General features: G+C 69.5%; 22 protein-coding genes. 12 read left to right on the forward strand and 10 right to left on the reverse strand.

The window, feature by feature from the left end:
• Positions 1 to 343 precede the first annotated feature (343 nt).
• Positions 344 to 1,018 (forward strand): CBS domain-containing protein, encoded by a 675-nt coding sequence (locus ACIQMV_RS22030; RefSeq protein ID WP_401778392.1) that lies wholly within the window; start codon positions 344 to 346, stop codon positions 1,016 to 1,018.
• A gap of 146 nt (positions 1,019 to 1,164) precedes the next feature.
• Here ACIQMV_RS22030 and ACIQMV_RS22035 read toward each other — a convergent pair whose 3' ends face one another.
• A complete protein-coding gene (locus ACIQMV_RS22035; protein ID WP_402594864.1) occupies positions 1,165 to 1,983 on the reverse strand; it encodes a universal stress protein in 819 nt (272 codons plus the stop codon).
• 196 nt (positions 1,984 to 2,179) lie between these two features.
• Between ACIQMV_RS22035 and ACIQMV_RS22040 the strand changes: the two genes are divergently transcribed.
• Positions 2,180 to 3,046: a universal stress protein gene (locus tag ACIQMV_RS22040; protein ID WP_402594866.1), complete on the forward strand. Its 867-nt coding sequence runs from the start codon at positions 2,180 to 2,182 to the stop codon at positions 3,044 to 3,046.
• A gap of 548 nt (positions 3,047 to 3,594) precedes the next feature.
• On the opposite strand, the gene ftsH is transcribed toward ACIQMV_RS22040, so the two are convergent.
• From ftsH to ACIQMV_RS22060, 4 genes are all read right to left on the reverse strand, one after another.
• Complete coding sequence (gene ftsH, locus ACIQMV_RS22045; protein ID WP_402595196.1) at positions 3,595 to 5,532, reverse strand: ATP-dependent zinc metalloprotease FtsH; 1,938 nt, start codon at positions 5,530 to 5,532, stop codon at positions 3,595 to 3,597.
• A gap of 574 nt (positions 5,533 to 6,106) precedes the next feature.
• Positions 6,107 to 7,534, reverse strand: a complete 1,428-nt coding sequence (locus ACIQMV_RS22050; RefSeq protein WP_402594868.1) for an RtcB family protein — start codon at positions 7,532 to 7,534, stop codon at positions 6,107 to 6,109.
• A gap of 53 nt (positions 7,535 to 7,587) precedes the next feature.
• Positions 7,588 to 8,025, reverse strand: a complete 438-nt coding sequence (locus ACIQMV_RS22055) for an archease (RefSeq protein WP_401778405.1) — start codon at positions 8,023 to 8,025, stop codon at positions 7,588 to 7,590.
• A 226-nt stretch (positions 8,026 to 8,251) separates the two neighbouring features.
• On the reverse strand, positions 8,252 to 8,719 hold the full coding sequence (locus ACIQMV_RS22060; RefSeq protein ID WP_402594870.1) for an Hsp20/alpha crystallin family protein: 468 nt from the start codon (positions 8,717 to 8,719) through the stop codon (positions 8,252 to 8,254).
• Between the two features lie 513 nt (positions 8,720 to 9,232).
• On the opposite strand from ACIQMV_RS22060, the gene ACIQMV_RS22065 reads away from it, so the two are divergent.
• Entirely contained in the window at positions 9,233 to 10,738 is a 1,506-nt protein-coding gene (locus ACIQMV_RS22065; protein WP_402594871.1) for an ATP-binding protein, read from the forward strand.
• 334 nt (positions 10,739 to 11,072) lie between these two features.
• Positions 11,073 to 11,300, forward strand: a complete 228-nt coding sequence (locus tag ACIQMV_RS22070; RefSeq protein WP_402594873.1) for a hypothetical protein — start codon at positions 11,073 to 11,075, stop codon at positions 11,298 to 11,300.
• A gap of 48 nt (positions 11,301 to 11,348) precedes the next feature.
• On the opposite strand, the gene ACIQMV_RS22075 is transcribed toward ACIQMV_RS22070, so the two are convergent.
• Both ACIQMV_RS22075 and ACIQMV_RS22080 read right to left on the reverse strand, forming a co-directional pair.
• Positions 11,349 to 11,813, reverse strand: a complete 465-nt coding sequence (locus ACIQMV_RS22075) for a universal stress protein (protein ID WP_402594874.1) — start codon at positions 11,811 to 11,813, stop codon at positions 11,349 to 11,351.
• Between the two features lie 325 nt (positions 11,814 to 12,138).
• On the reverse strand, positions 12,139 to 14,562 hold the full coding sequence (locus tag ACIQMV_RS22080) for a DUF4118 domain-containing protein (protein WP_402594876.1): 2,424 nt from the start codon (positions 14,560 to 14,562) through the stop codon (positions 12,139 to 12,141).
• A 445-nt stretch (positions 14,563 to 15,007) separates the two neighbouring features.
• Between ACIQMV_RS22080 and ACIQMV_RS22085 the strand changes: the two genes are divergently transcribed.
• Positions 15,008 to 15,475 (forward strand): universal stress protein, encoded by a 468-nt coding sequence (locus tag ACIQMV_RS22085; protein WP_401778416.1) that lies wholly within the window; start codon positions 15,008 to 15,010, stop codon positions 15,473 to 15,475.
• Positions 15,476 to 15,560: 85 nt separating this feature from the next.
• Here the strand turns inward: ACIQMV_RS22085 and ACIQMV_RS22090 are convergent, their stop codons facing one another.
• Entirely contained in the window at positions 15,561 to 15,845 is a 285-nt protein-coding gene (locus tag ACIQMV_RS22090; protein WP_402594879.1) for a DUF1540 domain-containing protein, read from the reverse strand.
• A 1,557-nt stretch (positions 15,846 to 17,402) separates the two neighbouring features.
• On the opposite strand from ACIQMV_RS22090, the gene kdpF reads away from it, so the two are divergent.
• The 7 genes from kdpF to ACIQMV_RS22125 all read left to right on the forward strand — a co-directional run bounded on the left by kdpF (position 17,403) and on the right by ACIQMV_RS22125 (position 24,154).
• Positions 17,403 to 17,492 carry a K(+)-transporting ATPase subunit F gene (gene kdpF, locus ACIQMV_RS22095; RefSeq protein ID WP_384095769.1) on the forward strand — a complete coding sequence of 30 codons (90 nt, stop codon included), beginning with the start codon at positions 17,403 to 17,405 and terminating at the stop codon, positions 17,490 to 17,492.
• A 37-nt stretch (positions 17,493 to 17,529) separates the two neighbouring features.
• The gene (gene kdpA, locus ACIQMV_RS22100) at positions 17,530 to 19,194 is read left to right on the forward strand and encodes a potassium-transporting ATPase subunit KdpA (protein ID WP_402594881.1); all 1,665 of its coding nucleotides are present in this window, start codon (positions 17,530 to 17,532) and stop codon (positions 19,192 to 19,194) included.
• Entirely contained in the window at positions 19,194 to 21,323 is a 2,130-nt protein-coding gene (gene kdpB, locus ACIQMV_RS22105; protein ID WP_402594883.1) for a potassium-transporting ATPase subunit KdpB, read from the forward strand. Before kdpA ends, kdpB begins: the two co-directional genes overlap by 1 nt.
• A gap of 21 nt (positions 21,324 to 21,344) precedes the next feature.
• The gene (kdpC, locus tag ACIQMV_RS22110; RefSeq protein ID WP_402594885.1) at positions 21,345 to 21,980 is read left to right on the forward strand and encodes a potassium-transporting ATPase subunit KdpC; all 636 of its coding nucleotides are present in this window, start codon (positions 21,345 to 21,347) and stop codon (positions 21,978 to 21,980) included.
• A 115-nt stretch (positions 21,981 to 22,095) separates the two neighbouring features.
• Positions 22,096 to 22,800, forward strand: a complete 705-nt coding sequence (locus tag ACIQMV_RS22115) for a response regulator (RefSeq protein WP_401778427.1) — start codon at positions 22,096 to 22,098, stop codon at positions 22,798 to 22,800.
• Positions 22,797 to 23,216, forward strand: a complete 420-nt coding sequence (locus ACIQMV_RS22120; RefSeq protein WP_402594887.1) for a DUF3592 domain-containing protein — start codon at positions 22,797 to 22,799, stop codon at positions 23,214 to 23,216. Before ACIQMV_RS22115 ends, ACIQMV_RS22120 begins: the two co-directional genes overlap by 4 nt.
• Positions 23,217 to 23,494: 278 nt before the next feature.
• On the forward strand, positions 23,495 to 24,154 hold the full coding sequence (locus ACIQMV_RS22125; protein WP_402594889.1) for a pyridoxamine 5'-phosphate oxidase family protein: 660 nt from the start codon (positions 23,495 to 23,497) through the stop codon (positions 24,152 to 24,154).
• Here ACIQMV_RS22125 and ACIQMV_RS22130 read toward each other — a convergent pair whose 3' ends face one another.
• Together ACIQMV_RS22130 and ACIQMV_RS22135 are read right to left on the reverse strand one after the other, a co-directional pair.
• On the reverse strand, positions 24,155 to 24,607 hold the full coding sequence (locus tag ACIQMV_RS22130) for a CBS domain-containing protein (RefSeq protein ID WP_401778436.1): 453 nt from the start codon (positions 24,605 to 24,607) through the stop codon (positions 24,155 to 24,157).
• A gap of 25 nt (positions 24,608 to 24,632) precedes the next feature.
• The gene (locus tag ACIQMV_RS22135; protein WP_402594892.1) at positions 24,633 to 25,622 is read right to left on the reverse strand and encodes an Acg family FMN-binding oxidoreductase; all 990 of its coding nucleotides are present in this window, start codon (positions 25,620 to 25,622) and stop codon (positions 24,633 to 24,635) included.
• Positions 25,623 to 25,627: the final 5 nt, after the last annotated feature.

A 25,627-nucleotide genomic window follows, 5' to 3' on the forward strand; every position in this document is an offset into this window, starting at 1 on the left:
TGAGGGACATGTCGCCGACAGGCCAACGGCACAACGCCGTCCCACAGCACCGGCCCCTCACCAGCCCAAACACTTTTTCAGGGGCAAGTAGCTAGGCTGCGGGCAGCAGTGCCTGGCCCTGGCGGGGTGAGGGGTCGATGCCTCCGCCACGCAGTTTCGCCGTCGCGCCTCGCGGCGCCGGTCGCCGGCTTTCGATTGACCAGTTGGGCGCCGAGGTGAGCTCGCATGAGCGCTGCCCTCTCCTCAGAATGGTGCTGTATCCAACCTGCCGCGCTCGACACACCGCCGCACGAAGCGAGAGGTCCCCGTCCGCGAGGTGGGCGGCCCGTATCCGGGAGGCACCATGCACCACCGAACGGTCGAGGAACTCATGACCCGCGATGTCGTCCGGGCACGGCGTGACGCGCCATTCAAGGAGCTCGTCAGGTTGCTGGAGGAGAACGACGTCACCGCCGTGCCCGTCGTGGACGAGCTGGACCGCCCAATGGGTGTGGTGTCCGAGGCTGACCTGCTGCGGAAGACCACCGACCAGGCCGACCCATCGGGAAGGACCCCGATCCCGCACTTGGAGGCCTGGGAGCGGGCCAAGGCCGAGGGTTCGCGGGCCGAGGAACTGATGTCCGCCCCCGCGGTGTGCGCGCGGCCGGAGTGGACCGTGGTCGAGGCTGCCCGCCTCATGGAGACCCAGCACGTCAAACGGCTTCCCGTGGTGGACGAGGCGGACCGGCTCCTGGGTATCGTCAGCCGTGGTGACCTGCTGCGGATCTTCCTGCGCCGCGACGAGGCCATCCGCGACGAGATCACCGGCGATCTGCTGCGGCGCACCCTGGGGCTCGATCCACGGGACGTGACCGCGGAAGTGCGCGACGGGCGGGTCACCCTCGCCGGCATCGTGGAGTCCAGGAGTCTGATTCCCGTCATCGAGCAGTTGTGCCGTGGCGTCGACGGCGTCGTGTCGGTCTCCGGGAACCTTGCCCACCGCACGGACGGCTCCGGCGACGCACCCACCGGCACCTGAGGTGAGGAAACAGGTGGCCGGCCTCCAGCAGGCCGCTGGTCGCCCCTGGTCTTCTCAGCATGGAACGACAGCGCTCACCGGGCCCCTGCTGGGACCGGCGACCGGGCCCAAGGAGGCCGGTGACGGTCCGTCTCGTCCCGTGGCGGTCACCTTTGCGGCACGACGGCGACGGGACACGGCGCGTGATGCAGCAGCGCGTGACTGATCAGGCCCAGCTGCAAGCCCGAATGCCCAAGTCGTGGCCGGGCGCCCACGACCAGCAGATCCGCCGTCGACGCGGCCTCCAACAGGGCACGGCGCGCCGGTTTCTCGATCAATTGCCGGATCACTGAGGCGTTCCGATACCTTTCGGCAGGGCGGCGCAGGGCGTCGTCGAGCACCTGCGCCGGCGGACGCCGGTGGGCTTCCAGGAACCACGACGGGGCCCGCGGTGTCGTACAGGCACCGGACGGTGCGCTCCAGGCGTGTACCGCCACAAGTCGACAGCCCCGCACATGGGCCTCGCGCAACGCGAAGTCCACCGCCGTGCAGCTGCCCTCCCCGTCCTCGACTCCCACGACGACATTCCTGAACCGGGCGGCATGATGCTCCGGGCTGCCGCGGACGACGACGACCGGGCAGTCGGCACGCGCTGCCACGGCGAGGCTGACCGAGCCCAGGAGCATGCCGGAAAGGTCCCCGTGGCCCCTGGAGCCCAGCACCAGCGCGAAGGCATTGCGTCCCTTGCTGACCAGTGCGGAGGCCGCGTCCTCGTGCGAGACCTCGCTGGACAACGGCACCGCGGGAGCATCCTGCCTGGCACGCGCTGAGGCAGCGCTGATCACGTCGGACGCTTCCTGCTCACCGGCCGCCGCGTGCAGGAGATGGAGCGGGATCCCGTGCCGGGCCGCCTCGTCGGCCGCCCAGCCGACTGCCTCCAGGCTCGCCTTGGAACCGTCGACGCCCACCACCAGGGGAATCCTCACCGCGCCCTTCTCCTCTCGTGGCGGATTCCACGGCTCCGATCGCTCCTCCGCGGGTCCGCATGCGCCGCGGTCGGGGCCGGGGGATCCTCGAATGGGAGAAGCTCATCGCGCCCGGTATGCAGGCGACGTCCCGACCACACACTCGGCCGGACGTCCACCGTCCTCTCCAGCTTCATACGAGACGGAGGCCGCCGCCATGCAACCAGTCGTCACCGTGGGCGTCGACGGCTCGCCCGAGAGTCTGGCCGCTGCCCGTTGGGCCGCGGACGAAGCAGTGGGACGCAAGCTCGCGCTGCGGCTGCTGCACGCGTGGCCGCTGCTGGCGCCGGAACCAACCCGGATCCCCGCCGAAGTCGACCAGAACTACTGGGCGAAGCGTCTCGTCCATACGGCGCAGGCGGAGCTGCAAGCACGCCATCCGGGCCTGTCCGTCGTCGGGAACCTGGTTGCCGACGACGCCGAGCACGCCCTGCTCCAAGCGGCCTCGGAGTCGGAGATGATCGTCCTCGGCTCCCGGGGGCTCGAGCCCGTTGAGAGCTACTTCCTGGGGGACGTCAGCATGCCTGTCGTCGCGCGGGCCGAGCGGCCCGTGGTGCTGGTGCGCACCGAGCCCCCGGAGCGGAGACAACCGACGCCGGCGAGCCGTGTCGTGGTGGCCCTGAAACTGCACGGATCCTCAGACGACCTGCTCGACTTCGCCTTCCACACCGCGGCGGCCCGGGGTGTCCCTCTCCTCGCCGTCCACGGTCGCAGCGTGCCGCTCCACGCACGTGTGCCCTGGGGAGTGGACCACCACATCAGCGAGGACATGACGCGGGATGCGAACGAGCAGCTGAGCGGAGAGCTGCACTCGTGGCGGGCGAAGTACCCACAGGTGGACGTGGCCGACAGCATCCGTCTCGACAGTCCCGCAAAGGCCGTCGTACAGGCCGGCGAGGGAGCTGCCGTGCTGGTCTTGGGCCGGCGTCGGCATCGTGTCAGCCTGGTGCCCCGTCTCGGGCCTGTGGCGCAGGCCGCCATTCATCACGGACGCTGCCCTGTCGCCGTCGTCCCTCATGGCTGAGCCCAGCCTTCGCGCCGTGTGGCGGGCCGGGTGCGCGGGAACCATGGAGCGACGGTCGTCCGGGCCGAGTGCGGCACCCCGTTCGAGGAGTCGCCCGCCTGCTCGCAGGTAACCGGATCAGCGGACTGCCGGTGATCGAAGCCGACGAGCATGTCATGGGTGTGGTGTCGGGGACCGACCCCATGACGCGCCAGGCGGACATGCCCGGCCGGCACGCGTCGGCGCGTCGGTTCCGCGCCATGCTGACCATGGCCCCGCCGACAGGAGGCGAAGCTGAACGGCTGGACGACTTGCGTGTTCGCCGACCGACGATGAAGATCCGGACGGCGACGGCGCCAGGCGCTGTGCACGCCGGCGGTCTCCGAACCGGGCTACGGGCGATGTCGTCTTCGAGGCTGACGAGGTGGACGCGACGCCCGGGTACCGGGCGGAGCGTCGTCATCACCTACTCCGACCCGCTGGTGACCGACTCCTGATCCATCCATGGGGGACGCCATGGAGGAATCCAAGTACACCGTCGATGACGCGATGCCCCGGATCGTCGTGAGCTAGGACGTGTTGACGGCCAGGTCATCGCCTCGTCCGTCGGCCTCGTTGCGTTCTTGGCGCAGGACGTCGAGGACGACGGAGCCGTCGATGGTCTCGTGGGCGACCAGCCGTTCCGCCAGGCGTTCCAGGGCGGGCCGGTGACCGCGCAGCAGCGTGATCGCGCGTTGTTCGGCCTGGCGCAGCAGCCGGGCGACCTCCTCGTCGACGATCCGCTGGGTCTGCTCCGAGTACGGCGGCCGGCCGGGCTCGTCGGTGGTCCGGCCGAGGAAGTGCGGGTCGGAGGAGGCGTACCCGATGGGGCCGAGTTCCGGGGAGAGACCGAACTCCCGGACCATGCGGGTGGCGATCTGGGTGGCCCCGGCCAGGTCGTTGGCGGCCCCCGTCGATCCCTCGCCGAAGACCACGAGTTCGGCTGCCCGCCCGCCCAGGCGTACCGACAGAAGGTCGGTCAGATAACTCTCGCTGTACAAGTGGCGTTCCGCCTCGGGGAGTTGCTCGGTGACCCCGAGGGTGACACCGGCCGGCAGGATGGTGACCTTCGCCACCGGGTCGGCGTGCTCGCACAGTGCCGCGACCAGGGCGTGGCCCGATTCGTGGACCGCGACGGAGCGGCGTTCCTCGGGCAGCAGGGCGTTGGAGGACTCCCGGCGTCCCAGCAGCACACGGTCGCGGGCGGCATCCAGGTCGCGCGGCTCGATCCGGGTGCGATTGTCCCGCACGGCGTTGATGGCGCCTTCGTTGACCAGGTTGGCGAGATCCGCGCCTGAGAACCCGGGTGTGGCGCGCGCCACCGCGCGGAGGTCGATGTCCGGTGCCAGGAACTTGTCGCGGGCGTGGACGGCGAGGATTGCGGTCCGCTCGGCCTGGTTGGGCAGCGGCACGGTGACTTGCCGGTCGAAGCGTCCGGGGCGCAGCAGCGCCGGGTCGAGGGCATCTGGCCGGTTGGTGGCGGCGAGGACGACGATGCCGCTGGACTGGTCGAAGCCGTCCATCTCGGCCAGCAGCTGGTTGAGGGTTTGCTCGCGCTCGTCGTTGCCGCCCAGACGTGCCCCGTCTGCGCGACGCGATCCGAGTGCGTCGATCTCGTCGATGAAGATGATCGACGGAGCGCGTTTGCGGGCTTCGTCGAAGAGGTCGCGTACCCGGGAGGCGCCGACCCCGACGAACATCTCCACGAATGCGGAGCCGGTCATCGACAGGAAGGGCACGTCAGCCTCGCCGGCGACTGCCCGCGCGAAGAGTGTCTTGCCGGTACCGGGAGGCCCGACCATGATCACGCCTCGGGGTCCCTTGGCGCCCGCGGCGGTGTATCGGGCGGGATTGCGCAGGAAGTCGACGACCTCGCTGATCTCCTGCTTGACGCCGTCGTAGCCGGCGATGTCGTTGAAGCCGGTGGTGGGCCGTTCTGCCTCGATGATCTTTGCGCGCGAGCGTCCGATGGCGCTCAGCCCGCCCGTCACTGATCCTGCGGCACGGCGTCCCATCCACACGAAGAAGCCGATCAGCAGCAGGAACGGCAGGAACGTGAGGAGCACGGACAACCAGGCCGAGCCGCCGCCGCTGCTCTGGCTGGCTTCGATTCGCACGTGGTGCGATGTCATCTGCTGCTGGAGCTGGGCCCCGGTGCCCAGTGCGGTGGGGATCTGTGTGGTGAACTTCGTCCCGTCCTTCAGAGTGCCGCTGACCGCGCCTTTGTCGTTGATGTCCACCATCTGCACCTGGCTGGCGCCGACCTTGCCGACGAAGTCGGTGTAGGGCAGTGATGTCGTGTGCGGCCCGGAGCGGGCGCGAGAGAGCAGCAGGACGATGACGAGCGTCATAAGTATCCACCAGAAGATCCACCGTCCGCCGACCGGCTGAGGTTGTCGGGATGGAGGTGTAGGTGGTTCACGAGACGGCCCCGCCTTGGCGGGTGGCGTCATGTGCCGGTGCGGCATCCGCACTCGTGTGATCACCAGTCCCACGCCCTTCGGTTGGCATGAACCCCATCTACGAGCCTCAACCCGCTCGTTCCTGGGTGGCAGGGGTCGAATGGCCCTGATGGGGCCATCGGTCAGTGTTCATCCAAGCTCGCAGCCCTTGCCTGTTCCTCGCCGATGCCGCCACCGGGCGGGGAAGCATCCTCTACTACGGCTACGCCAGCCATTACGGCACGAACCCCCCTGTCGAGCAGCGGCCCGTTACCTGAGCCCGATGCCGCGCCCAGGCTGGAAACGCAAAGTTGCTCGTGCACGGTCAGCAGACGGACACACACCGCCTGATTCGGCTCTGAGCGAGTGGTACAGCGGGCAGGAGTCACGGGGATTGTGCCACCGCACCGCACCGCACCGCGCTTGCGCAGCCGCCCATATCCGGCCCCGCAGTCAGAATCGGCTCGCCAGCTCCCGGGCATCGGACTGTTCGCGCAGCCAGCCGGTGGCGTCCGTGAGCCGACGCACCAACCGGCTGCGCAACTGCGAGGTCCCGGACACGCTGTCGGTGCGCGCCTGAGTGTGCCGTTCGGGGCGGTTCTCAGCCTTTGAGGACGCCCAGCGGCACCAGGCGGGCGACAAGGCGGCCCAGGTTGTTGTGTTCGCTCGCCCGGACGACGGCGTCGACATCCTTGTACGCCTCTGGTGCCTCCTCGGTGATGCTCCTCCAGGAGGCGGGGCGCACAGCGACCCCCGCGTCGATCAGCTCCCGGCGCAACTGCCCGGCGGACATTTCGCGGTGCGCGCGGTGTCGGCTCCAGACGCGGCCCGCGCCGTGGCAGCAGGAGTCGAACGCCCGATTGCCGGTGCTGCCGGTCATGACGTACGAGGCGGTGCCCATTGTGCCGGGCACGAACACCGGCTGACCCAAGGGGCGGAGTGCGTCCGGCAGGTCGGGGCGGCCCGGTGGCAGGGCCCGGGTAGCGCCTTTGCGGTGGATGCACAGCAGGTGCTGGGCGGCATCGTTGTCGGTGTGGCGTTCCAGTTTGGCGAGGTTGTGCGAGACGTCGTAGAGCAGGTCCAGGCCTGCGTCGGTGGCCTCGAGAAAGACGCTGCGGGCGGCTTCGGCCAGCAGCTGGCGGTTGGCGCGGGCGAAGTTCGCAGCCGCGGCCATCGCACCCAGGTAGGCGCGACCTTCGGGCGAGTCGACGGGAACGCAGGCGAGTTGCGGGTCGGGTACCTCGATGCCGTACCGGCGCATCACGGTGTCCATGGCCCGCACGTGGTCGGCGCAGATCTGGTGGCCCAGACCGCGCGAGCCACAGTGGATCATGACGCACACCAGACCGGGGCGCAGGCCGAACGCTTGCGCGCACGGCTCGTCGTAGATGGCGTCGACTGCCTGGACCTCCAGGAAGTGGTTGGCCGACCCCAGGCTGCCGACCTGCCCGGCGCCGCGCTCCAGCGCACGTTCCCCGACCTGGGTGACATCGGCGTCGTCGACGGCTCCGCCGTCCTCGCACCGCTCCAGGTCGCGCGGTACGCCGTGGCCCTGCTCGACGGCGTACCGGGCACCGCCGCACAGGATTTCGTGCAGTTGCGCCCGGCTCGCCAGGTGCCACAGTCCGCCGCGCCCGAGCCCGCGCGGGATCATCACGTCCAGGCGGTCCATCAGTACGGGCAGCTTCGGCAGCAGGGCGGTGCGGTCCACGTGCGCGGTGAGCAGGCGTACCCCGCAGGAGATGTCGAAGCCCACGCCGCCGGGCGAGATGACCCCGCCGTGGGCGATGTCGGTCGCGGCCACGCCGCCGATCGGAAAGCCGTAGCCCCAGTGGATGTCGGGCATGGCGTACGAGGCGCGGACGATGCCCGGCAGCGTGGCCACATTGGCCACCTGCTGAAGGGCTTGGTCGCCGGGCTCGTCCGGCAGCAGCTCCCGTGGCGAGAGGACAACTCCGGGTGCGCGCATGGCGCCGGTCTGTTCGATGCGGAACCGCCAGGGTCCCTCCGCCACCAGCCGGATGTCCATGTCGCTTCGGCCTCCTCGGCGAGCCGTTCCGGCGCAGGACGCCGGGACGGACATCACACATCCAGCGTCACCCGGCAGGCCCACCCGTGCGCATCCCGGGCCAGCCACAGCCCGTGCAACGCGACCGCCTTGGGTATGGCCCCGGTCTGCGTGGCCGTCGAACTGTCGGCCATGCTGAATCGCACCCGTACCCCGCCCGGCTCCGGCGTCACCGTGATGTCCGCGGGAAGCTCGTCCGCAGCGTCCATGCGGTAGATGACTTCTTCGAGCACGGCAGCCAGGATCCGGCCGTCGTCCTCGGCTGACACCACGCACTCCCGGGTAACCATGGAAGCACCTGGAGGCAGTTCGGCGAAGCTGCCGACCATGCCCCGTACTGCTTCGACGATGCATTCCTCGCGCGTCGGCGCCCACGCCTCGACACGAAGATCACCGGTGTGCGGAAGACTCCGGTGTCCTCGCGGAGACTGTCCGGGCCCGGCATCGGTCATGGTGCTTGGACACCTTGACCCGAGAGCAGGCCGGTCGGCCGGGCATGCGTTCCGCGCCTGCCGGTCATCGTGGGTGGGGCGTTGTCGCATGGCGCAGGGATGTGCGGCAGATGTCGTACGACGTTTTCGTGCCACCTTTCTGCTGGTGACCACACGTGGTCGTACGGGCGCGGATCGAGGGTCGGTCGACCGAACCCGTCGATCGTGCCCGAGTAGGAGCGATGGTTCAGCCCTCGATCTCGACGTGGTGGGGCTTGGCTGTCTGAGACTTGGGGACGGTGACGGTGAGGATGCCGTCGGCGAGATTGGCGTGAACGTTCTCCGCTTTCACCTCGGTGGGCAGCAGCGCCCGGTACTCGAACCGCCCAGTGCGGCGCGTGCCGCGGCGCAGGACGCCTTCCCGTTCGCGCTCCTTCAGCTCCCCGGTGATGTGGAGTTCCCGTCCGCCGACCTCCACGTCGATGTCCTCGCGCTTGATGCCGGGCAGTTCGCATTCGATCTTGTAAGCCTCGTCGGTCTCGCTCAGGTCGGCCAACGGCGCCCAGGCCATGGGCTCGGTCCAGGACGGAGCGGCGGACTCCAGAAACCGGTTCATCCGCTCGAAGAGTTCGTCGAACTCGGCGGCTATCGGCTCACGCCAGGGGTAGGCCCGCTCCAGCAGGCTGCCGTGCCTGTGTCGTACGGGCAGAGTCATGCGGCTCACCTCCGCGGATGTGAACTCGAAGAGCCATGTGACTCCCTCCCTTCCATCATGAGCGATGGCTGCCCGGTCGGCGACCTCGTACCGGCACGGCTCGGACGCTGTGAGCTGGGGTGTTCGGCGGCTGATGATCAGCGTGGCGGTGTTCAGGACGGAGCGGCGAAGGTCGTGATCGCGCCGACCGGCGTCGGTATCGGACCGGCCGGGGCGCCGCGCCGACGCGCGCGGAGAAAAGGACCGGCAGGGCGCTACCGCAGGCCAGAAGCGTCGGGCCGGTTCGCCTCACTGCCTTTGCTGGAGTTCGGTGCACCCCCGAACCGTCGGGGCCGAACTGACGTGACGTCAGTTTGAGGAGCGCATGCGTTCAGGTCAGCGCCCCCTGGATCCACTGGGGAAAATCTGCGGCGTGCGCTGACGGCGGGACGCGCGGAACGCCGGGTGTGAGTCCGCGCGTGTCGCGGCGACCGGCATTCGAGGTTGTACTGGTGGCAGGAGCGCTGCCGAGCGATGGGAGCAGCCGTGTCGCCGTCCGACCTCACCCGCCCCGCGAAGCCGGAGACGGTCTTCGACCGCGACGCCGAGTGGGACGCGCTCGCCGCTTTCACCTGTGACGCCCGGCCCGGCGCCGGACTCGGTGTCGTGTCGGGACGACTGCGGCAGGGCAAGACGTACCTCCTGAAGGCACTCACCACAGCCCTGGACGGTTTCTGTTTCGGGGCGCAGCAGGCGGCCCGGGCCGAGTCTCTGCGCCGTCTCGGCATCGAACTCGCCCGGTACACGGGCGCAGCGCCGCCCCCTCACGGACCTTGCTGGGAGGATGCCATCGACGCGCTGCTCGCGCTGGGTGACCGAGGCCGGCCCGTGCCTGTCATCTTCGACGAGTTCCCCGACCTGGTACGACAGAGTCCCGAGCTGCCTTCCGTCATCCACAGCGCCTTCCGGCGGCTGCGCGAGACAGGGCGGGACAACCGCACGCGCCTGCTGCTCAGCGGCAGTTCCCTGCCGGTGATGCACCGGCTCTTCGGCGCGGCCTCACCGCTGCACGGACTGGCCGATCTGGAACTCACCCTTCGTCCGCTGGGCTTCCGGCAGGCCGCACGGTTCTGGGGCATCGACGACCCCCGCCTCGCCCTGTTGGTTCACGCCGTCGTTGGCGGAACCCCCGCCTACCGGCGCTACGTCGCAGACGACACTCCCAGCGGACCGGACGACTTCGACGGCTGGGTGTGCAGAAACGTCCTGAACTCCCGAACTCCCCTGTTCCTGGAAGTCCATCACCTGTTGCAGGAGGAAACCGACCACTGGGACCGCGCGCTGTGCCACTCCGCGCTCGCCGCCATCGCGACGGGCTGCCAGACCCAGGGCGAGATCGCAGAATGTCTCGGCACTCCGCTCACCGACGCCTCACACTGTCTGGCGCTCCTGCAGGCGAACGGCCTGCTGTACAGCGAACCCGACGCCTTCCGGCCGCACCTGGTCCGGCTGCGTATCGCGGAGCCACTGCTCGCCTTCGAACACGCAGCCGTCTGGCCCCATCGCTCGGCGCTGGAACAGTGGAACGCCGTCGAGGTCTGGCGGCTCGCACGTCCCGTCTTCGACTCTGCGGTAGCCGGCCCCCACTTCGCACAGATCTGCCGGGACTGGGCCCTGGACTTCGCCGATCAGGCCGTATTCGGCGCACACCCCGCAACAGCGGCTCACGGCTCACTCCCCGACCCCGAGCAACGCGCCGGTCCGGACGCGGCAGCGGACGTCGTCGTACGCGGCCGGGCGGACGCCCGGTCCGGGCCTCTGCTGTCAGTGGGAGTGGCACGCTGGGACGAGGTCATGGACCTGCATCACCTGGAACACCTCCGTCACCTCCTCACGCTGCTCGCCGCCAATGGCGAGGACGTCACCCATACCCGTCCTGCCTGCTACAGCGGCGTCGGCTTCACACCCGCGCTCCACGCGGCGCAAGCCGACGGACAGGTGGTGCTGGTCGATCCCGACCGGCTGTACCGGGGCGATTAGCCCGGTGGCAACAGCGACGACGTGCAGCGCCCAGCGGTGATCCCGTTCAGCCGGGGATGCGGTTCGTCGTCCCGCACCTCGCAACGTCCCGGTGCTCCCCGTGGACCTGCGCCAGCCATCGGCGACGGGCTGTCGAACGCCGGACCGCCGGACCGCCGGACCGATTCCGTTCCTCCGACCGGTCTCCCGTACCTGGCCTGGAAGCCGAGCGCCAGGGCACAGCCTCGGCAAAGGGTTCGCGGCCGGTGACCGTGCCGCCCACGCGGGCAGGCGGGCAAGAGCGGCCGGGGCGCGTCAGCAATGCGGACGCACGATCGACCTGACCCGCTGGCAGGTGGCCAACTGCTACATGGGCCGGGTGGGACTTATCAACAGCGGCGGCGTGTCGGCAGGCCAGGGGGACCTCGCGCAAGTCGTACGGACGGCAGTGATCAACGAGCGGGCCGGCGGTACCGGCCTCATCACCGGTCGAAAAGCCTTCCAGCGGCCCACCGGCGAAGGCATCGAGTTGCTCCACGTCGTCCAGGGCGTCTACCTCGACGACACCATCACCGTAGCCTGACCAGGCCCCTGGATTCAGCCGTCGTAGTCACGTACGCCGCCGCGCCGTTCAGGCTCCGTGGCCGGAACCGCGGACTACGACGACGGGGCACGGGGCGTGCTGCACGCAGTGCTGGCCGACCGACCCCAGCAGTGCCTCGCTGAATCCGCCGTACCCTCGGTTGCCCACGACCAGCAGCTGAGCTCCCGCGGCGGCATCAAGCAGGACCGCGGCCGGGTGTCCGTGAGCTGAGACAGGGCGGAGGTCGACGGGCCGTCCCGGGCCCGGGCCGAGGGCCTCGTCGATCGTCCGGTCGAGGATTTTGCGTGCCTGCTTCTGGTAGTCAGCCGGATCCGTGTCTGTGGGTGGCGCCAGGCCGAACCAGGGCGTTGGGAAGTCCCAGGCAATGATCGCGTCGACCACGCCCCCTACCAGCTTTCCCTGGCTGACTGCCCACCGCAGGGCTGCCTTCGAGGGTTCAGAGCCGTCGACACCTACCACAATCCGCGGAACTGACGTCGCTTCGTCACTCATCACGTACCTGCCTGGTCACGCTTGGCATCCCCTTCTCACCATGCCTGTGGCTGCCTGGGACCGCCACTTCGACGGGACGTCGATGACGTCCGACGGCTGGGCGCCGCGGCACTCGGACCGGTGAACCGCTACGCCACATGGCGCAGTGGGCGGTGCTCCTTGTCGTGGGGACACGGGACCGGGCGGCTTCGATGGCGCCGCAGTCGGCTCGGTGGCCCTGCGGGCAGCCGCAGCAACTGCCTGGCCCGGAACCTGGCCCATTCGCCCTCCCCAGCGCGGCGAGTACGGCCTACTGCCTGTGGTCGGGCGACTGCCCAGGGCGGGGTCAGGAGCGTACGGCGGCCGCTGGAAGGGTGAGTGTCACCGAGAACAACCGTCCGTCGTCGTACGTCGGTTCGAGCGTGCCGCCCATCGCCTCGGTGAGGTCCTGGGAGAGCCGCAGCGTCAGGCTGTCGGCACGCTGGGCGCCGTCGGCGCCGCCCGTGAGCCGGATGCGAAGCCTGCCGTCGAAGGCTTCAGCGGTCAGCGTCGGCGGCCGCCCAGCCGGGCTGTGAATCAGGGCGTCGGCTGCGAGAGCGGTCAGGACCCGGGTGAGCAGGGCGCCATCGGCGATCACATCGGGCGCCTGCTCCGGTAGCCGGACCTGGATGGTCCGGCCGCCGGGGCCCAGGTCGTCCAGTACGGCGGTCAGTAGCTCGTCGAGGCCGACGGGGCGCAGGTAGAGGTCGAGAGCCCCACCCTGCAACCGGTCGAGGTCGGCGAGGTCGGCGACGACCTGTGCGGCACGGCGGACCGACGTGCGGGCCGTGCCCATGTCCTGGCGGGCGAGGGCTTCTTCCGCCGCGCGCAACCGCTCCCGCAGGTCGCGGCCGGCTGCCCGGATCAGGGAGGCGCGCGTGCGTTCGGCGTCTGCGAAGGTGTCCGTCTCGGCGGCGTGCCGGGCGAGCGTGCCGTGCAGGTGGGCCATCCCGAGTTGGGCCGCGCACGCCCCGAGGATCCGCTGGTCGTCGGTGGCCAGGACACCTTGGGTCGCCAGCGTGAGCGTGTCGCTGACCGGACTTTCGACGTCGGCTTCGTACGGCTGCTCCGGTGGGTGTGCACCGGCGCTTGCGACCACGTACCAGCGTGGCCCCGGTGCTGTCTCGGGTGCGCGTTCGAGAAGGCTGACGCCGGTCAGCCCGAAGCTCTCCCGCACCTGTTCGACGAGGCTCGGCAGGTCCTGGCCGTGCATCATGGCCGTTGCCAGCCGGTTCAACACCCGCGCCTCCCATGTCGCGCGTACAGCCTGGCGGGTGTGCCGGGCGGCCGCGTGGGCAGCGGCTCCCACCAGGGTGGCGGCAATGACGAAGCACGCCAGGGCGAGGGCGTCGCCGCCGTGTTCGACCCGCAGCGAGTGAAGGGGCGCGGTGAAGTAGTAGTCGGCGAGCAGCGCCGCCGCGAGGGCCACTGCCAGCGCCGGAACCAGCCCACCGACCAGGGCGGTACCCACGGCGGCGAGCAGGTAGACCAGAAGCACGCCGGACAGGCCGAGCCGGGGGACTGGAGCGGTGAGGAGCAAGGTCAGCACGGGTAGCAGCAGCGCGGCCCCCACCGCCGCTGACCAGAACCGCCGTGGTCCTGTACCGCGGCCGGGGCGCGGCAGCCGCGTCGTGAAGGCGGAGCCGGCGGCCGCCTCGTGGGTGATCACATGGACGTCGATGGGGCCGGAGCCACGGATCGTGCGATGCCCCACCCCGGCGTCCAACAGCAGGGACAGCCGGCCGCGGCGGCTGGCGCCGAGCACGATCTGGGTGACGTTCTCGGCCCGGGCGAACTGCAGCAGCGCCGCGACCACCGACTCGCCCGTCGTCTGGTGGTAGGTGCCGCCCAATGACTCCACCAGGGTGCGCTGGGACGCGAGGGCCGCCGGATCGGCGTGGGTGAGTCCGTCGGCAGGCACAACGTGCAGCGCCAGCAGTTCGCTGCCCGGAGTACGCGCGGCGATCCGGGCGGCCCGTCGGATCAGCGTCTCTCCCTCCGGGCCGCCGGTCAGCCCCACCATGATCCGCTCACGGGTTTCCCAGGGGATGGCGATGCCGTGCTCGGCGCGGTAGTGCTGCAGTCCCTCCTCCACCCGGTCGGCGAGCCACAACAGCGCCAACTCGCGCAGCGCGATGAGATTACCCACCCGGAAGTAGTGGGTGAGGGCCGTCTCGATCCGGTCCGGCGGGTAGATGTCGCCGTGCGCCAGGCGTCGGCGCAGCACTTCGGGCGGAAGGTCGACCAGCTCGATCTGATCGGCTCGGCGGGCCACCTCGTCCGGCAGCGTCTCGCGCTGGCGCACTCCCGTGATCTGCCGGACGACGTCGTTCAGGGACTCCAGGTGCTGGACGTTGAGCGTGGTGACGACGTCGATCCCGGCGTCCAGCAGTTCCTCCACGTCCTGCCACCGCTTGGCGTTGCGGGTGCCGGCGCCAGGGGCATTGGTGTGGGCGAGCTCGTCCACCAGCGCGACCTGGGAACGGCGGGCCAGCACCGCGTCGAGGTCCAACTCGGTGAACTCCGCTCCCCGGTGGGTCACCGTACGCCGCGGCACCGTCTCCAGGCCTTCGGCCATGGCGGCGGTCGGTCGCCGCCCGTGTGGCTCGACGAAACCCGCGACCACATCGGTGCCGGAAGCGCGCAGGCGCTGACCCTCTTCGAGCATGGCGTACGTCTTGCCCACGCCGGGGGCTGCCCCCAGGTAGATCTGCAACCGTCCACGCGCCATCCCCGAGCTCCCGCCGGCTCGTCGCACTGTTCGCCGCGTACCTCCCTTCATGATGTACCCGGAGCAACGGCACGCCGCGCGTCGCCGCCGCACTGGGCCTGGCGCCGGGGACGGCAGAACAACCACTCATACGGCGAGACCGGGCCTGCGTCCGCGTGCGCAGCGATCACCGCGGCGGAGTCGACCGTCATGGCGGTGCCTTCCTCGCCCGTCTGTCGTGTCGTTCGCCCGGTGAAGCATCGGCTCGTTCGGCCTGTTCGACGCCTATTTTCTGCAGTCTTCCGACTCGTCGTGGCGTGCCAAGGGCCGATCGGCTCACTGAACGGCTCACACGGCCCACTCGGCCGTCCTTCCCTGGCGCGCCACCGCGGAGTCGCGCAGCGTGGAGGTGAGGGAGACGGAATTCGGCGTGGCCGGCGAGCGGCCCGCAGGAGAGGTGAGGCGTATGGGCACGGACACTTCCAGGCCGCGTGTCGTGGTCGGCGTCGACGGTTCGCCGTCCTCGCACGCGGCGCTGCGCTGGGCCGTGCGGTACGCCGGACTGATCGGCGGAACCGTGGACGTGGTGGCGGCGTGGGATCTGCCCGGCGCGTACGGCTGGTCGGCTCTGGCCGTGGACGCCGACTTCGACGAGGCCGTCGCCCGGCAATGGCTGAGCCAGGAGCTGAGCGAGGTGCTGGGAGCCGAGGAAGCTGCCGCGGTCAGGGCGCTTGTGATCCGTGGTAACACCGTCGAGGTGCTGCTGACGGCCGCCGAGGGGGCCGAGGTGTTGGTGGTGGGCAGCCGGGGGCGCGGCGGGTTCGCCCGAGCTCTGCTGGGGTCCGTCAGCCGGCACGTCACCGCGCATGCCAGGTGCCCGGTTGTGGTGGTGCGCCCGGAGTCGCGAGGAGGACAGTCCGGCGGACCCGTATGACCCAGTTCCGGCGGCCCGCGACTCGTGCGTCATGGCGGCTTCGATGACCTCGACTCACACCCTGCTGGGACGTAGGACGCTTCCCTCAGCGCGGGCTGTAGGTCAGGCAGTCGGCCACCTTCCGGCCGGAGCCGACGGTGATGCCCGGCGCCTGGCATTCGAGCCGGGTGTTGTGCCGGCAGTCGGTCATCTTGCAAGCACCCACCTGCCCGGTTCCGGCCGGATCACCGCCTTTGAAGGAGGTGATGAAGTACGTGTCGCACTGGGCGTGCGGGGGATCTCCGATGGTGATGGCCAGCGCGTGGCACGCGCTGCCGACGTTGTAGGAGCACGCTTCGACCGCGCACTCGTTGATGTACGGCATGTCCATGGATCCTCCTGGCATTCGGCACACGCCGAGGGCCGACGGCGGTGGCAGCCTGTGCGGGTTGCACGAGGTCAGTCCTCAAGGTGTGGGGGACCCTCGCCTCGGCATCGCGCACGACACGCGCAGCGACCGGGGATCGTCCCAATGGCGGTAACGCCTCCCCGGGCTCGGGGGACTACCAGCAGATCGCGCATGATGAGGAGCCGGGCGTGTGATGCTGCGTGAACGCCCGGCCGGTCTTGGCGTCGTGGCCGGGTTCGTGCGTGAGAGCGTCGACCACATGTTGATGGTGGCCCGCTTCCGGTGGGGGCCGGCGGACCCGTCCGCGACGGCACCGGCGGTGCTGCAGGCGTCCGGAGTTGCGCCCCTCGCGCAGCGGGATGCTCGGGCGGTGCGTACGGGCAGCGAGTTGGATGCCGGCGAGCCCGCTCGAGGGGCGTCCCGAGACTGCTGTCGTGGCTGTGCGCGACGACCGTCGCGCACAGCCATTCTCCTACTCCTCTGTGGCGGGTTCTTCAGCCTCGGTCTCCTCGGCTGCGGTGGGGGCGGGTTCTTCTGCTCCCGTCTCAGCCGCCTCGGGGCTCGGCTCTTCGCCCTCCGCAGGGCCTGCCTCAGTCGTGGCCGGTGACTCCTCGGGGGTGGTCACCGCCTCTGTCCCTTCGGCCGCGGTGGGTTCCTGCTCGGTGTCGCTCACGTGCTCACCGCCTTCCCGTACTGACAGGCAGAAAGAGGCTCAGGTGTCGTCTGGTCGGACGATCGACATGATGCGGAATTCACTACTCATGATGTCACCGAACAGCACTCTGAGGCTTGTCGCGAGGCGACTGGGTATACCCGGAAACGTGCCGCAGGCCGCTGTGATCAACCCCGACGGCGGGCGGCGGGGTCGGACGCGGCCACGTGCGCGGCGACCGCGTCGACGCCGCCGCGCTCGGCGGCACGGGGGAGTGCGGAGTGCCGGAGCCGATACAACGTCCAACCCCTCAGCTCGTCGATGTCCTCGGGGAAGACGAGGGGTTGGCCAGCAGCCGGGTGTTCTCCTCGAAGATCTACTCCGCTCGCCGGTAGGACAGCGGGCCCGTTCGGTCTCCGGACACACGTCCAGCGTTGCGGTACCGGCCGTGGCCTTGCGGCCGGTGAGGATCAGCGGGCTGCGGGTGCGGCTGGCGTGCAGGCGGGGCAGCAGCCGAGCGGTGCCGGACTGCGAGTGCATCCACTCGGGAGGACGGACGAGCCGGGCGTGGGGGCCGATGATCAGCGCCCGTGGTCATTTGCCGCAGCGGGTCGGGCTCAGTGCGTCAAGAACTCATCAAATCAGCGCTCCATAGCGTCACAAACCCGCTAATGAGACTTGTCGAGTGAATAGCTCAGAACTGTTCTGGAAGAGATGTTTTCGACTGGCATATCCCTTTCTCTGCGATCGCATTGTCACGCCGCAGGCGAGCGTTCCCTTCCCGTCATCGCTACGGGGGTGTCACACATGTCGGATCTTGGATTCATCGCCCTCGCCATCGCCGCATTCGCCCTGATCGGTCTAATCGCCAAGGGAGTGAGCCGGCTGTGAGCCTGGACAACATCGTCGGCCTGGTCGTCGCCGCCTGCCTGGTGATCTACCTGGTCCTGTGCCTGATCTTCCCCGAGAGGTTCTAGCTGCGTCCCGCACGGTCCGTAGCTGGAGAGGTTCTCCATGAACGCCACTCTCGCGGGCTGGCTGCAGATCATCGCCCTAGTGGGTGCGCTGGCCCTGACCTTTTGCCCGCTCGGCGACTACATGGCCCATGTCCTCACCTCCCCCCGGCAGTGGCGCGCGGAGCGCCTGGTCTACCGGGTCGGCGGTGTGCACGCGGACGCCGAACAGACGTGGCCCGCCTATCTGCGCAGCGTGCTGGCCTTCTCCTTGGTCTCGGCGCTGTTCCTCTACGGTTTTCTGCGGCTGCAGAACCGTCTGCTGCTGTCCCTCGGCATGAAACCGGTCAGCCCCGACCTGGCCTTCAACACCGCTGCCTCCTTCGTCACCAACACCAACTGGCAGTCCTACTCGGGCGAGGCGACCATGGGCCATCTGGTGCAGATGGCGGGCCTGGCGGTGCAGAACTTCGCCTCGGCGGCGGTCGGGATCGCCGTGGTCGCGGCCCTGATCCGCGGGTTCGCCCGCAAGAGGACCGGTCAGGTCGGCAACTTCTGGCAGGACCTCACCAGGATCGTCCTGCGGATACTGCTGCCGATCTCGTTGGTCATGGCGATCGTGCTGGTCGCCGCGGGCACGATCGAGAACTTCCACGGCTTCCAGTCGATCATCACCATCGCCGGGCAGCATCAGTCCATCCCCGGCGGCCCGGTCGCCTCCCAGGAGGTCATCAAGGAACTGGGTACCAACGGCGGCGGGTTCTACAACGCCAACTCCGCCCACCCCTTCGAGAACCCCAATCCGTTCACCAACTGGCTGGAGATCTACCTACTGCTGGTGATCGGCTTCGCTCTGCCGCGGACCTTCGGGAGGATGGTCGGCGACAACCGTCAGGGCTACGCGATCGTCGCCGTGATGGCGCTGATCTGGGCCGCTTCGGTGGCCATCGTCACCGCCAACGAGCTGCACAGCGTCAGCAGTTCGGCCGGACACGCGGCAGGCGGCATGATGGAGGGCAAGGAGCAGCGGTTCGGGATCTGGGCTTCGGCCTTGTTCGCCGTGTCCACCACCCTGACGTCCTGCGGTGCGGTCAACTCCTTCCACGACTCGTACACGCCGGGCGGCGGGGGTATGACGATCTTCAACATGATGCTCGGCGAGATCGCTCCCGGCGGCGCCGGATCCGGCCTGTACGGGATCCTGATCCTGGCCATCGTGGCGGTCTTCGTCGCCGGGCTCATGGTCGGCCGCACACCCGAGTACCTGGGCAAGAAGCTGCGCGGCCGGGAGATGAAGTACGCCTCGCTGTACATCCTCACCACCCCGGCGATCGTGCTGGTCGGCGCCGGGATCGCGATGGCCCTGCCGGGCGAACGGGCGGCGATGCTCAACCACGGCCCGCACGGCTTCTCCGAAGTGCTCTACGCCTTCACCTCGGCCGCCAACAACAACGGCTCCGCGTTCGCCGGACTGAGCGCCAACACCGTCTGGTACAACACCGCGCTCGGGCTTGCGATGATCCTGGGCCGCTTCCTGCCGATGGTTTTCGTGCTGGCGCTGGCCGGATCGCTTTCCCAGCAGCAGCCGGTGCCCGTCACGGCGGGCACGCTGCCCACCCACCGGCCGCAGTTCGTCGGCCTGCTGTCCGCCGTGATCCTCATCGTCGTCGGACTCACCTACTTGCCCGCGCTCGCGCTGGGACCGCTCGCGGAAGGGTTGCACTGATGCCCACCACCGTGGAAGCCGCGGCACCGACGGGCCCGCCGGCGACTGATCGGCATCGGGTCTCCGCGGGGTTGCTGGACCCCAGGCTGCTCCTCGTCTCCATCCCCGGCGCGCTGCGCAAGCTCGACCCGCGCCTGATGGTCAAGAACCCCGTCATGTTCGTGGTCGAGGTCGGCGCAGTGCTGACCACCCTGTCCGCGATCAAGAACCCGAGCGTCTTCGCCTGGGTGATCACCGTCTGGCTCTGGCTGACCGTGGTCTTCGCCAACCTGTCGGAAGCGGTGGCGGAAGGACGCGGCAAGGCGCAGGCGGAGACACTGCGCCGAACGAAGAGGGACACCATCGCCCGTCGTGTCATCCGTGAGCGGCAGCCCGGCACACCGGAGGTCACCGAGGAGGTGCCCGGGACCGAACTGCGGCTCGGCGATCACGTCGTGGTCGAGGCCGGTGAGATCATCCCCGGTGACGGCGATGTGGTCGAGGGCATTGCGAGCGTGGACGAGTCCGCGATCACGGGTGAGTCGGCCCCCGTGATCCGCGAATCGGGCGGTGACCGCTCGGCCGTGACGGGCGGGACGAAGGTGCTCTCCGACCGGATCGTGGTGCGGATCACCTCGAAACCCGGCGAGACTTTCGTCGACCGCATGATCGCGCTGGTGGAGGGCGCGGCCCGGCAGAAGACACCGAACGAGATCGCGCTCAACATCGTGCTGGCCTCGCTGACCATCATCTTCATGGTCGCCGTGGTGACCCTGCAGCCGTTCGCCATCTTCGCCGGCGCCGAACAGTCCATCGTCATCCTGGTGGCGCTGGTCGTCGCCCTGATCCCGACCACGATCGGCGCGCTGCTCTCCGCGATCGGCATCGCGGGCATGGACCGGCTCGTGCAGCGCAACGTGCTGGCCATGTCCGGACGCGCCGTGGAGGCCGCGGGCGACGTCAACACCCTGCTCCTGGACAAGACCGGCACCATCACCCTGGGCAACCGGCAGGCCGCCGAGTTCCTGCCGGTCAGCGGCGTCGACCTCGAAGCACTCGCGGACGCCGCCCAGTTGTCCTCGATCGCCGACGAGACACCAGAAGGGCGCTCGATCGTGGTCCTCGCCAAGGAACGTCACGCGCTGCGCGCACGGACCGAAGGCGAGCTGGCACACGCCGAGTTCGTCCCGTTCACCGCTCAGACCCGGATGTCGGGGGTGGACCTCAACGGCACGCTGGACAACCGCTCGCTACGCAAGGGCGCGGCCACCGCGGTCATGCGCTGGGTCCGCGACCACGGCGGCCACCCCACCGAAGAGGTCGGCCCGCTGGTCGACGGCATTTCCGCCAGCGGCGGCACGCCGCTGGTCGTCGGCGAGGTGGTGCGGCAGGCAGGTGTCGAGAGCGCCCGGATCCTCGGTGTCATCCACCTCAAGGACGTGGTCAAGCACGGCATGCGCGAGCGCTTCGAGGAGCTGCGCCGCATGGGCATCCGCACCGTGATGATCACCGGTGACAATCCGCTGACCGCCGCCGCGATCACCAAAGAAGCAGGCATCGACGACTTCCTCGCCGAAGCCACGCCCGAAGACAAGATGGCGCTGATCAAGCGGGAGCAGGCCGGCGGCAAGCTGGTCGCGATGACCGGCGACGGCACCAACGACGCCCCCGCCCTGGCCCAGGCGGATGTCGGGGTGGCGATGAACACCGGCACCTCGGCCGCCAAGGAAGCCGGCAACATGGTCGACCTCGACTCCAACCCGACCAAGCTCATCGAGATCGTCGAGATCGGCAAACAGCTCCTCATCACCCGGGGCGCGTTGACCACCTTCTCCATCGCCAACGACATCGCCAAATACTTCGCGATCATCCCCGCGATGTTCGCCAGCGTCTACCCGGGACTGCACCATCTCAACATCATGGGCCTGCACAGCCCGACCTCGGCAATCTCCTCCGCGATCATCTTCAACGCGCTGATCATCATCGCACTGATCCCGCTGGCCCTGCGCGGCGTACGCTACCGGCCCTCCTCAGCGGCTGCGCTCCTCAGCCGCAACATCTGGATCTACGGCCTCGGCGGCCTGGTGCTGCCGTTCCTCGGCATCAAGGCCATCGACCTGATCATCCAGTTCGTCCCCGGACTGCACTGACCGACAAGGAGGGTGATCCTCGTGCTCGGCTCTCTCGTCCACGTGGTCCGCCACCACCTGGCGGCGCTGCGCATGCTGCTGGTGTTCACCGTGATCCTGGGCATCGCCTATCCGCTGGCCGTCACCGGCATCGCCCAGGGCCTCTTCCCGCACCAGGCCAACGGATCCATGATCAAGGACAGCGGCCGGCCGGTCGCCTCCGCCCTCATCGGCCAGAACTTCAACCTCCCGCTGCACAAAGGCCAGACCAGGCCGGCACCCGACCCCAAGTGGTTCCAGCCCCGCCCGTCCGCGGCCGGAAGCACCGGCTACGACCCGACCAGCTCCAGCGCCTCCAACCTCGGCCCCAACAACGCCACGCTGATCAAGACGATCGCCCAGCGCCGGGCCGCGGTGGCCGCGTTCGACGGCGTTCGGCCGAGCAGCGTTCCCGCCGATGCGGTCACCGCCTCCGGCTCCGGGCTCGACCCGAACATCTCATCCGCCTACGCCTACGAGCAGGTGAACCGGGTGGCGAAGGCCCGCCAGCTGGACCCGGCCGCGGTCCGCAAGCTCGTCGCCGCGCACGTCAGCGGCCGCCAGCTGGGTTTCCTCGGGCAGCAGGGCGTCAACGTCGTCCGGCTCAACCACGATCTGGCCGCGTTGCAGCAACGATGAACATGCACCGCGCACCATGCGTCACGCGGTCCGGTCCCGCGAGCTCCCCCTCACCCGACCGGGCCACGTGACTCCTGGCGCGAGGGCGCCGTCCGACGCCAGGAAAGGGACGGAGATGACGCGACACGTGCTGGTCGTCAACCACGAGCCGCAGCTGTTGCGCGCCCTGGACGTCAGTCTGACCGCTCAGAGCTACGCCGTCGCCACCGCGTCCGACGGAACCAGCGCCCTGCGCCTGGCCTCCAGCAAGCCGCCGGACGCGGTCATCGTCGACCTCGACCTGCCGGACGCCGACGGCACCGACGTCATCACCGGCCTGCGGTCCTGGTCGTCCATGCCCGTCATCGCGCTGTCGGAGCATGCCGCACCCGCCGACGTCGTCGGCGTGCTGGACGCGGGCGCCGACGACTACGTGGCCAAGCCATTCGCCATGGAGGAACTGCTGGCCCGGTTGCGTGCCGTGCTGCGGCGTACGGACCGTGGTGGCGGACCCCGGACGGTCACTGTCGGCGACTACGCCGTGGACCTGACCGCTTGCACCGTGGTGAGCGATTCGGGACACGGCGAGACCGTCCACCTCACGCCCAAGGAATGGCAACTGCTCGCCACGCTGTTGCGCAATCCGGGACGGCTGGTCACAGGCCATCAACTGCTGCGCGACATCTGGGGACCGGGGCACGACGAGCACTCCAACTACCTGCGCATCAACATCTCGGGCCTGCGCCACAAACTCGAGCCCGACCCGGCGCATCCGCGCTACCTGATCACCGAGCCCCGCATGGGCTACCGCTTCGAACCCAGCGGAGACAAGGCGCGGTGAGCACGGCAGACACGGTCGTCATGGCGGTCTTCGCCGCCTGCGGCGGTTGCGTGACGGCGCTCGCCGGACTCACCGGCCTGCGCCAGACCCGCAGGATCGAGCGGACCGGCGTCAGGGCCTGGGCACTGGTCAAGCCCAACCCCGAAGCGCGTGGCGAGGATCCCCCGTCGCCACGCCCACTGCTCCAGTTCAGCACAGAGGCCGGCCAAGTGGTGGAGATCGCCAGCCCCGTACCAACGACTCGACGGCGGCCATTGCGCGACGGCAACACACTGCTGATCACCTACGACCCGGCCGACCCGGGCAGCATCGTCGTCCACAACCGCGAACGGCGTCTGCTGGACTACGGGTTCATCGCCGCCGGAACGCTCGTGCTTCTGCTCGCACTCGTGCTGGTCAGCCTCGCAGCGCTGTAGTCCGCGCTCAGCATTCCTACGGGCGCATCGCCACCTGAAATGCCCGCTGGTCCTCCGACCGAGCAGTCCGGCACTGTCGGCGACCGCCCCACCCCTCCCGCTCACCACTGCTGAACCTCACACAGCGTGACGACCAGCGCCACCCGGCGACAGGGAGGCAGGTCGACGAGGACGACGAGAAGATACCCTTGAGTGTCAGGATCATCGTCGGAGCGGACCATCCAGACCCGGGTCAATGACCACGAGGATCACTGCCCCATCGGTTCGGGGAGGAGATCGTGAATGAGGACACCGCAGGTCGGGCTGACCATGATCTCATGCGTCGCATTGAGGTGCGACTTGCGCAGCTCGGTCTCACGGAGGAGGAGTTGGCGGGTCAGGCAGGCATGTCGCCGCGCTACTTCCGGCACCTGATCGCGTCCGGGGCCGATTTCGACCGCGGTGGCTTCCTGCGGGTCGCCGCCGCGCTCGGTATGACCCACCAGGAGTTGCTCGAAGGCCGAAGCGACGCGCCCGCAGGCCAGGGCGGAGCGGCACAGCACCCTGTGCTCATGAAACTCACGACCAAGGAATGCTGGGAGCGGCTCGGCACCCACGGGATCGGGCGTATCGCGTTGCCCGCTCATCCGGGGCCCGGCGTCTTCCCGGTCAACTACATTGTTGACGGCATGACGGTCGTTTACCGCACGGATCCCCGAGGCGCCGCGGTGGCCGAACCCGGCGGCGAGGTCTCCTTCCAGGTCGATCACGTCGACGAGAGCCGGAGCGTCGGCTGGAGCGTCCTGCTCGCCGGCACCGCCGAACACGTCACCGATCCTGAAGCCGTCCAACGCCTCGCTGAGCAGTCCGTCAGCGAGCCGTGGGCCGGCGGTGTCCGCAACCTTTGGATCCGCGTCGTTCCGGCGGAGATCAGCGGCCGCCGGATCCACGGCCTTTGATCATTGCGGGGACGCAGCTTCCGAGGGAGGCCCGGGCGGCTCCTGCAGGACGCTCCAGGCGACCGGACCCAGCAGGTCGCCGAGCCGCCGGAAGACCTCGAGAAACAGGTCGTCGATGGTCAGCACGCCGACCACCCGACCCGCATCCAGCACCGGAAGCCGGCGGACCCCCGTGCGACGGAAGGAACGGTAGGCCAACTGGAGGTCGTCGGCGGCTTCGATCGTGGCGACGCGTGGTGACATGACCGCCTCCACGCGGGCCTCCGTGCCCAGGCCGCCGCCCATGCCCCGTACGGCCAGGTCGCGGTCGGTGACTATGCCGCGCAGCGCTCCGTCCTCGACCACGAGGACAGAGCCGACGGCGCACTCGGCCATCCGTCGGGACACCTCGACCAGGGAGACGTGCGGCGGTACGCACACCGCCGGAGCAGTCATCACCTCGGAAACCTTCATGCGACCGCACGCTCCGATCGGTCCGTCAGAGGACGTCGAGCAGGTCGGCCACCGGCCGCCGTGGGCTCGCGTGGCCTTCGGGGCCGTAGCCGAGCCGGATCACCATCTGGACGTGGGCCATGGCCGAGACAGGATCGCGGACGGCCCACCGGATCTCCGGCCACTCCAGGGGCTGGGAGGTGACCGAGGCGACCAGCCCGTCCGTGGTGGCCCGGAGCAGGACTCGCTCCAGTGCCTGACCGGCGCGGAGCCAGTCCACAGGCTCATCGTGGGCCGTACCCAGCAGGGCGATGTTCGGGTTCTTCTCGAAGGCCGCCCAGCTTCGCCCGGGCATCGGACGGCCGGCGGCGAAGTCACGCACCGGGGCCGAGGTACCGCGTTGGCGAGGACCGAACGCCTCACCGGGAATGCCGTCGGCCGCCCCCGCGGTACCGGACAGCTCCGTGTGCGTCCAGCGCTCCGTCTCCCCGCGTACTTCCGGGGTGAGTGCTTCCCTGCCCTCGGCATCCCGCACCAACTCCAGGATCGCCTGCACATGCCAGGCACCGGGGAACGACAGCTCGGCCCCCTCGGCGCGGGCCGCTTCGCACAGCCTCTCCCGCACGGCGGCCGGGAGCGCTTCGTCACGGAAAGGAAGACGGCTGGAGTGACGGCGGCCGATCGCAGGGCCCAGGCGGGCGAGCGCCCCGTCGGGTGGTCCGGTGCCGCACAGATCCACCTCGGCGAGGAAGTCCTGGTGGGCCGGGTCGGGCAGCAACCGGACGACCGGCGCCAGCCCCGCCGCGGCGGCGGCCACACGCAGGTTGAGGAGCGCGGCGCCGCACCCCATGCGCAGGCCGCGATTCACGGGGTCTGTTCGCGGGAGTGCGCGCTCCGGGTCGGCGTACAGACGCAGGACGCCGGTGTCCCGCAGATAGCGGAAGGCCCAGGGCTGCGCGTTGTGCAGCGAGGGCGCCGCGGCGGCGTCCGCGACGAGTGCCTCGACGGTGTTCACGTCGGGAGGTTCTGCGGTCACGGTGG

The organism is Streptomyces sp. NPDC091412 (genome assembly GCF_044756885.1).
Lineage (GTDB): Bacteria > Actinomycetota > Actinomycetes > Streptomycetales > Streptomycetaceae > Streptomyces.

Excerpts from the sequence above, each read along its gene's own strand:
- kdpB (WP_402594883.1), top strand. The coding sequence starts at position 19,194 with ATGCCCACCACCGTGGAAGCCGCGGCACCGACGGGCCCGCCGGCGACT.
- ftsH (WP_402595196.1), bottom strand. The coding sequence starts at position 5,532 with ATGCCGCACCGGCACATGACGCCACCCGCCAAGGCGGGGCCGTCTCGT.
- ACIQMV_RS22085 (WP_401778416.1), top strand. The coding sequence starts at position 15,008 with ATGGGCACGGACACTTCCAGGCCGCGTGTCGTGGTCGGCGTCGACGGT.
- ACIQMV_RS22030 (WP_401778392.1), top strand. The coding sequence starts at position 344 with ATGCACCACCGAACGGTCGAGGAACTCATGACCCGCGATGTCGTCCGG.
- ACIQMV_RS22115 (WP_401778427.1), top strand. The coding sequence starts at position 22,096 with ATGACGCGACACGTGCTGGTCGTCAACCACGAGCCGCAGCTGTTGCGC.
- ACIQMV_RS22130 (WP_401778436.1), bottom strand. The coding sequence starts at position 24,607 with ATGAAGGTTTCCGAGGTGATGACTGCTCCGGCGGTGTGCGTACCGCCG.
- ACIQMV_RS22065 (WP_402594871.1), top strand. The coding sequence starts at position 9,233 with ATGGGAGCAGCCGTGTCGCCGTCCGACCTCACCCGCCCCGCGAAGCCG.
- ACIQMV_RS22080 (WP_402594876.1), bottom strand. The coding sequence starts at position 14,562 with ATGGCGCGTGGACGGTTGCAGATCTACCTGGGGGCAGCCCCCGGCGTG.
- ACIQMV_RS22050 (WP_402594868.1), bottom strand. The coding sequence starts at position 7,534 with ATGGACATCCGGCTGGTGGCGGAGGGACCCTGGCGGTTCCGCATCGAA.
- ACIQMV_RS22090 (WP_402594879.1), bottom strand. The coding sequence starts at position 15,845 with ATGGACATGCCGTACATCAACGAGTGCGCGGTCGAAGCGTGCTCCTAC.
- ACIQMV_RS22060 (WP_402594870.1), bottom strand. The coding sequence starts at position 8,719 with ATGACTCTGCCCGTACGACACAGGCACGGCAGCCTGCTGGAGCGGGCC.
- ACIQMV_RS22075 (WP_402594874.1), bottom strand. The coding sequence starts at position 11,813 with ATGAGTGACGAAGCGACGTCAGTTCCGCGGATTGTGGTAGGTGTCGAC.
- ACIQMV_RS22055 (WP_401778405.1), bottom strand. The coding sequence starts at position 8,025 with ATGACCGATGCCGGGCCCGGACAGTCTCCGCGAGGACACCGGAGTCTT.
- ACIQMV_RS22040 (WP_402594866.1), top strand. The coding sequence starts at position 2,180 with ATGCAACCAGTCGTCACCGTGGGCGTCGACGGCTCGCCCGAGAGTCTG.
- kdpA (WP_402594881.1), top strand. The coding sequence starts at position 17,530 with ATGAACGCCACTCTCGCGGGCTGGCTGCAGATCATCGCCCTAGTGGGT.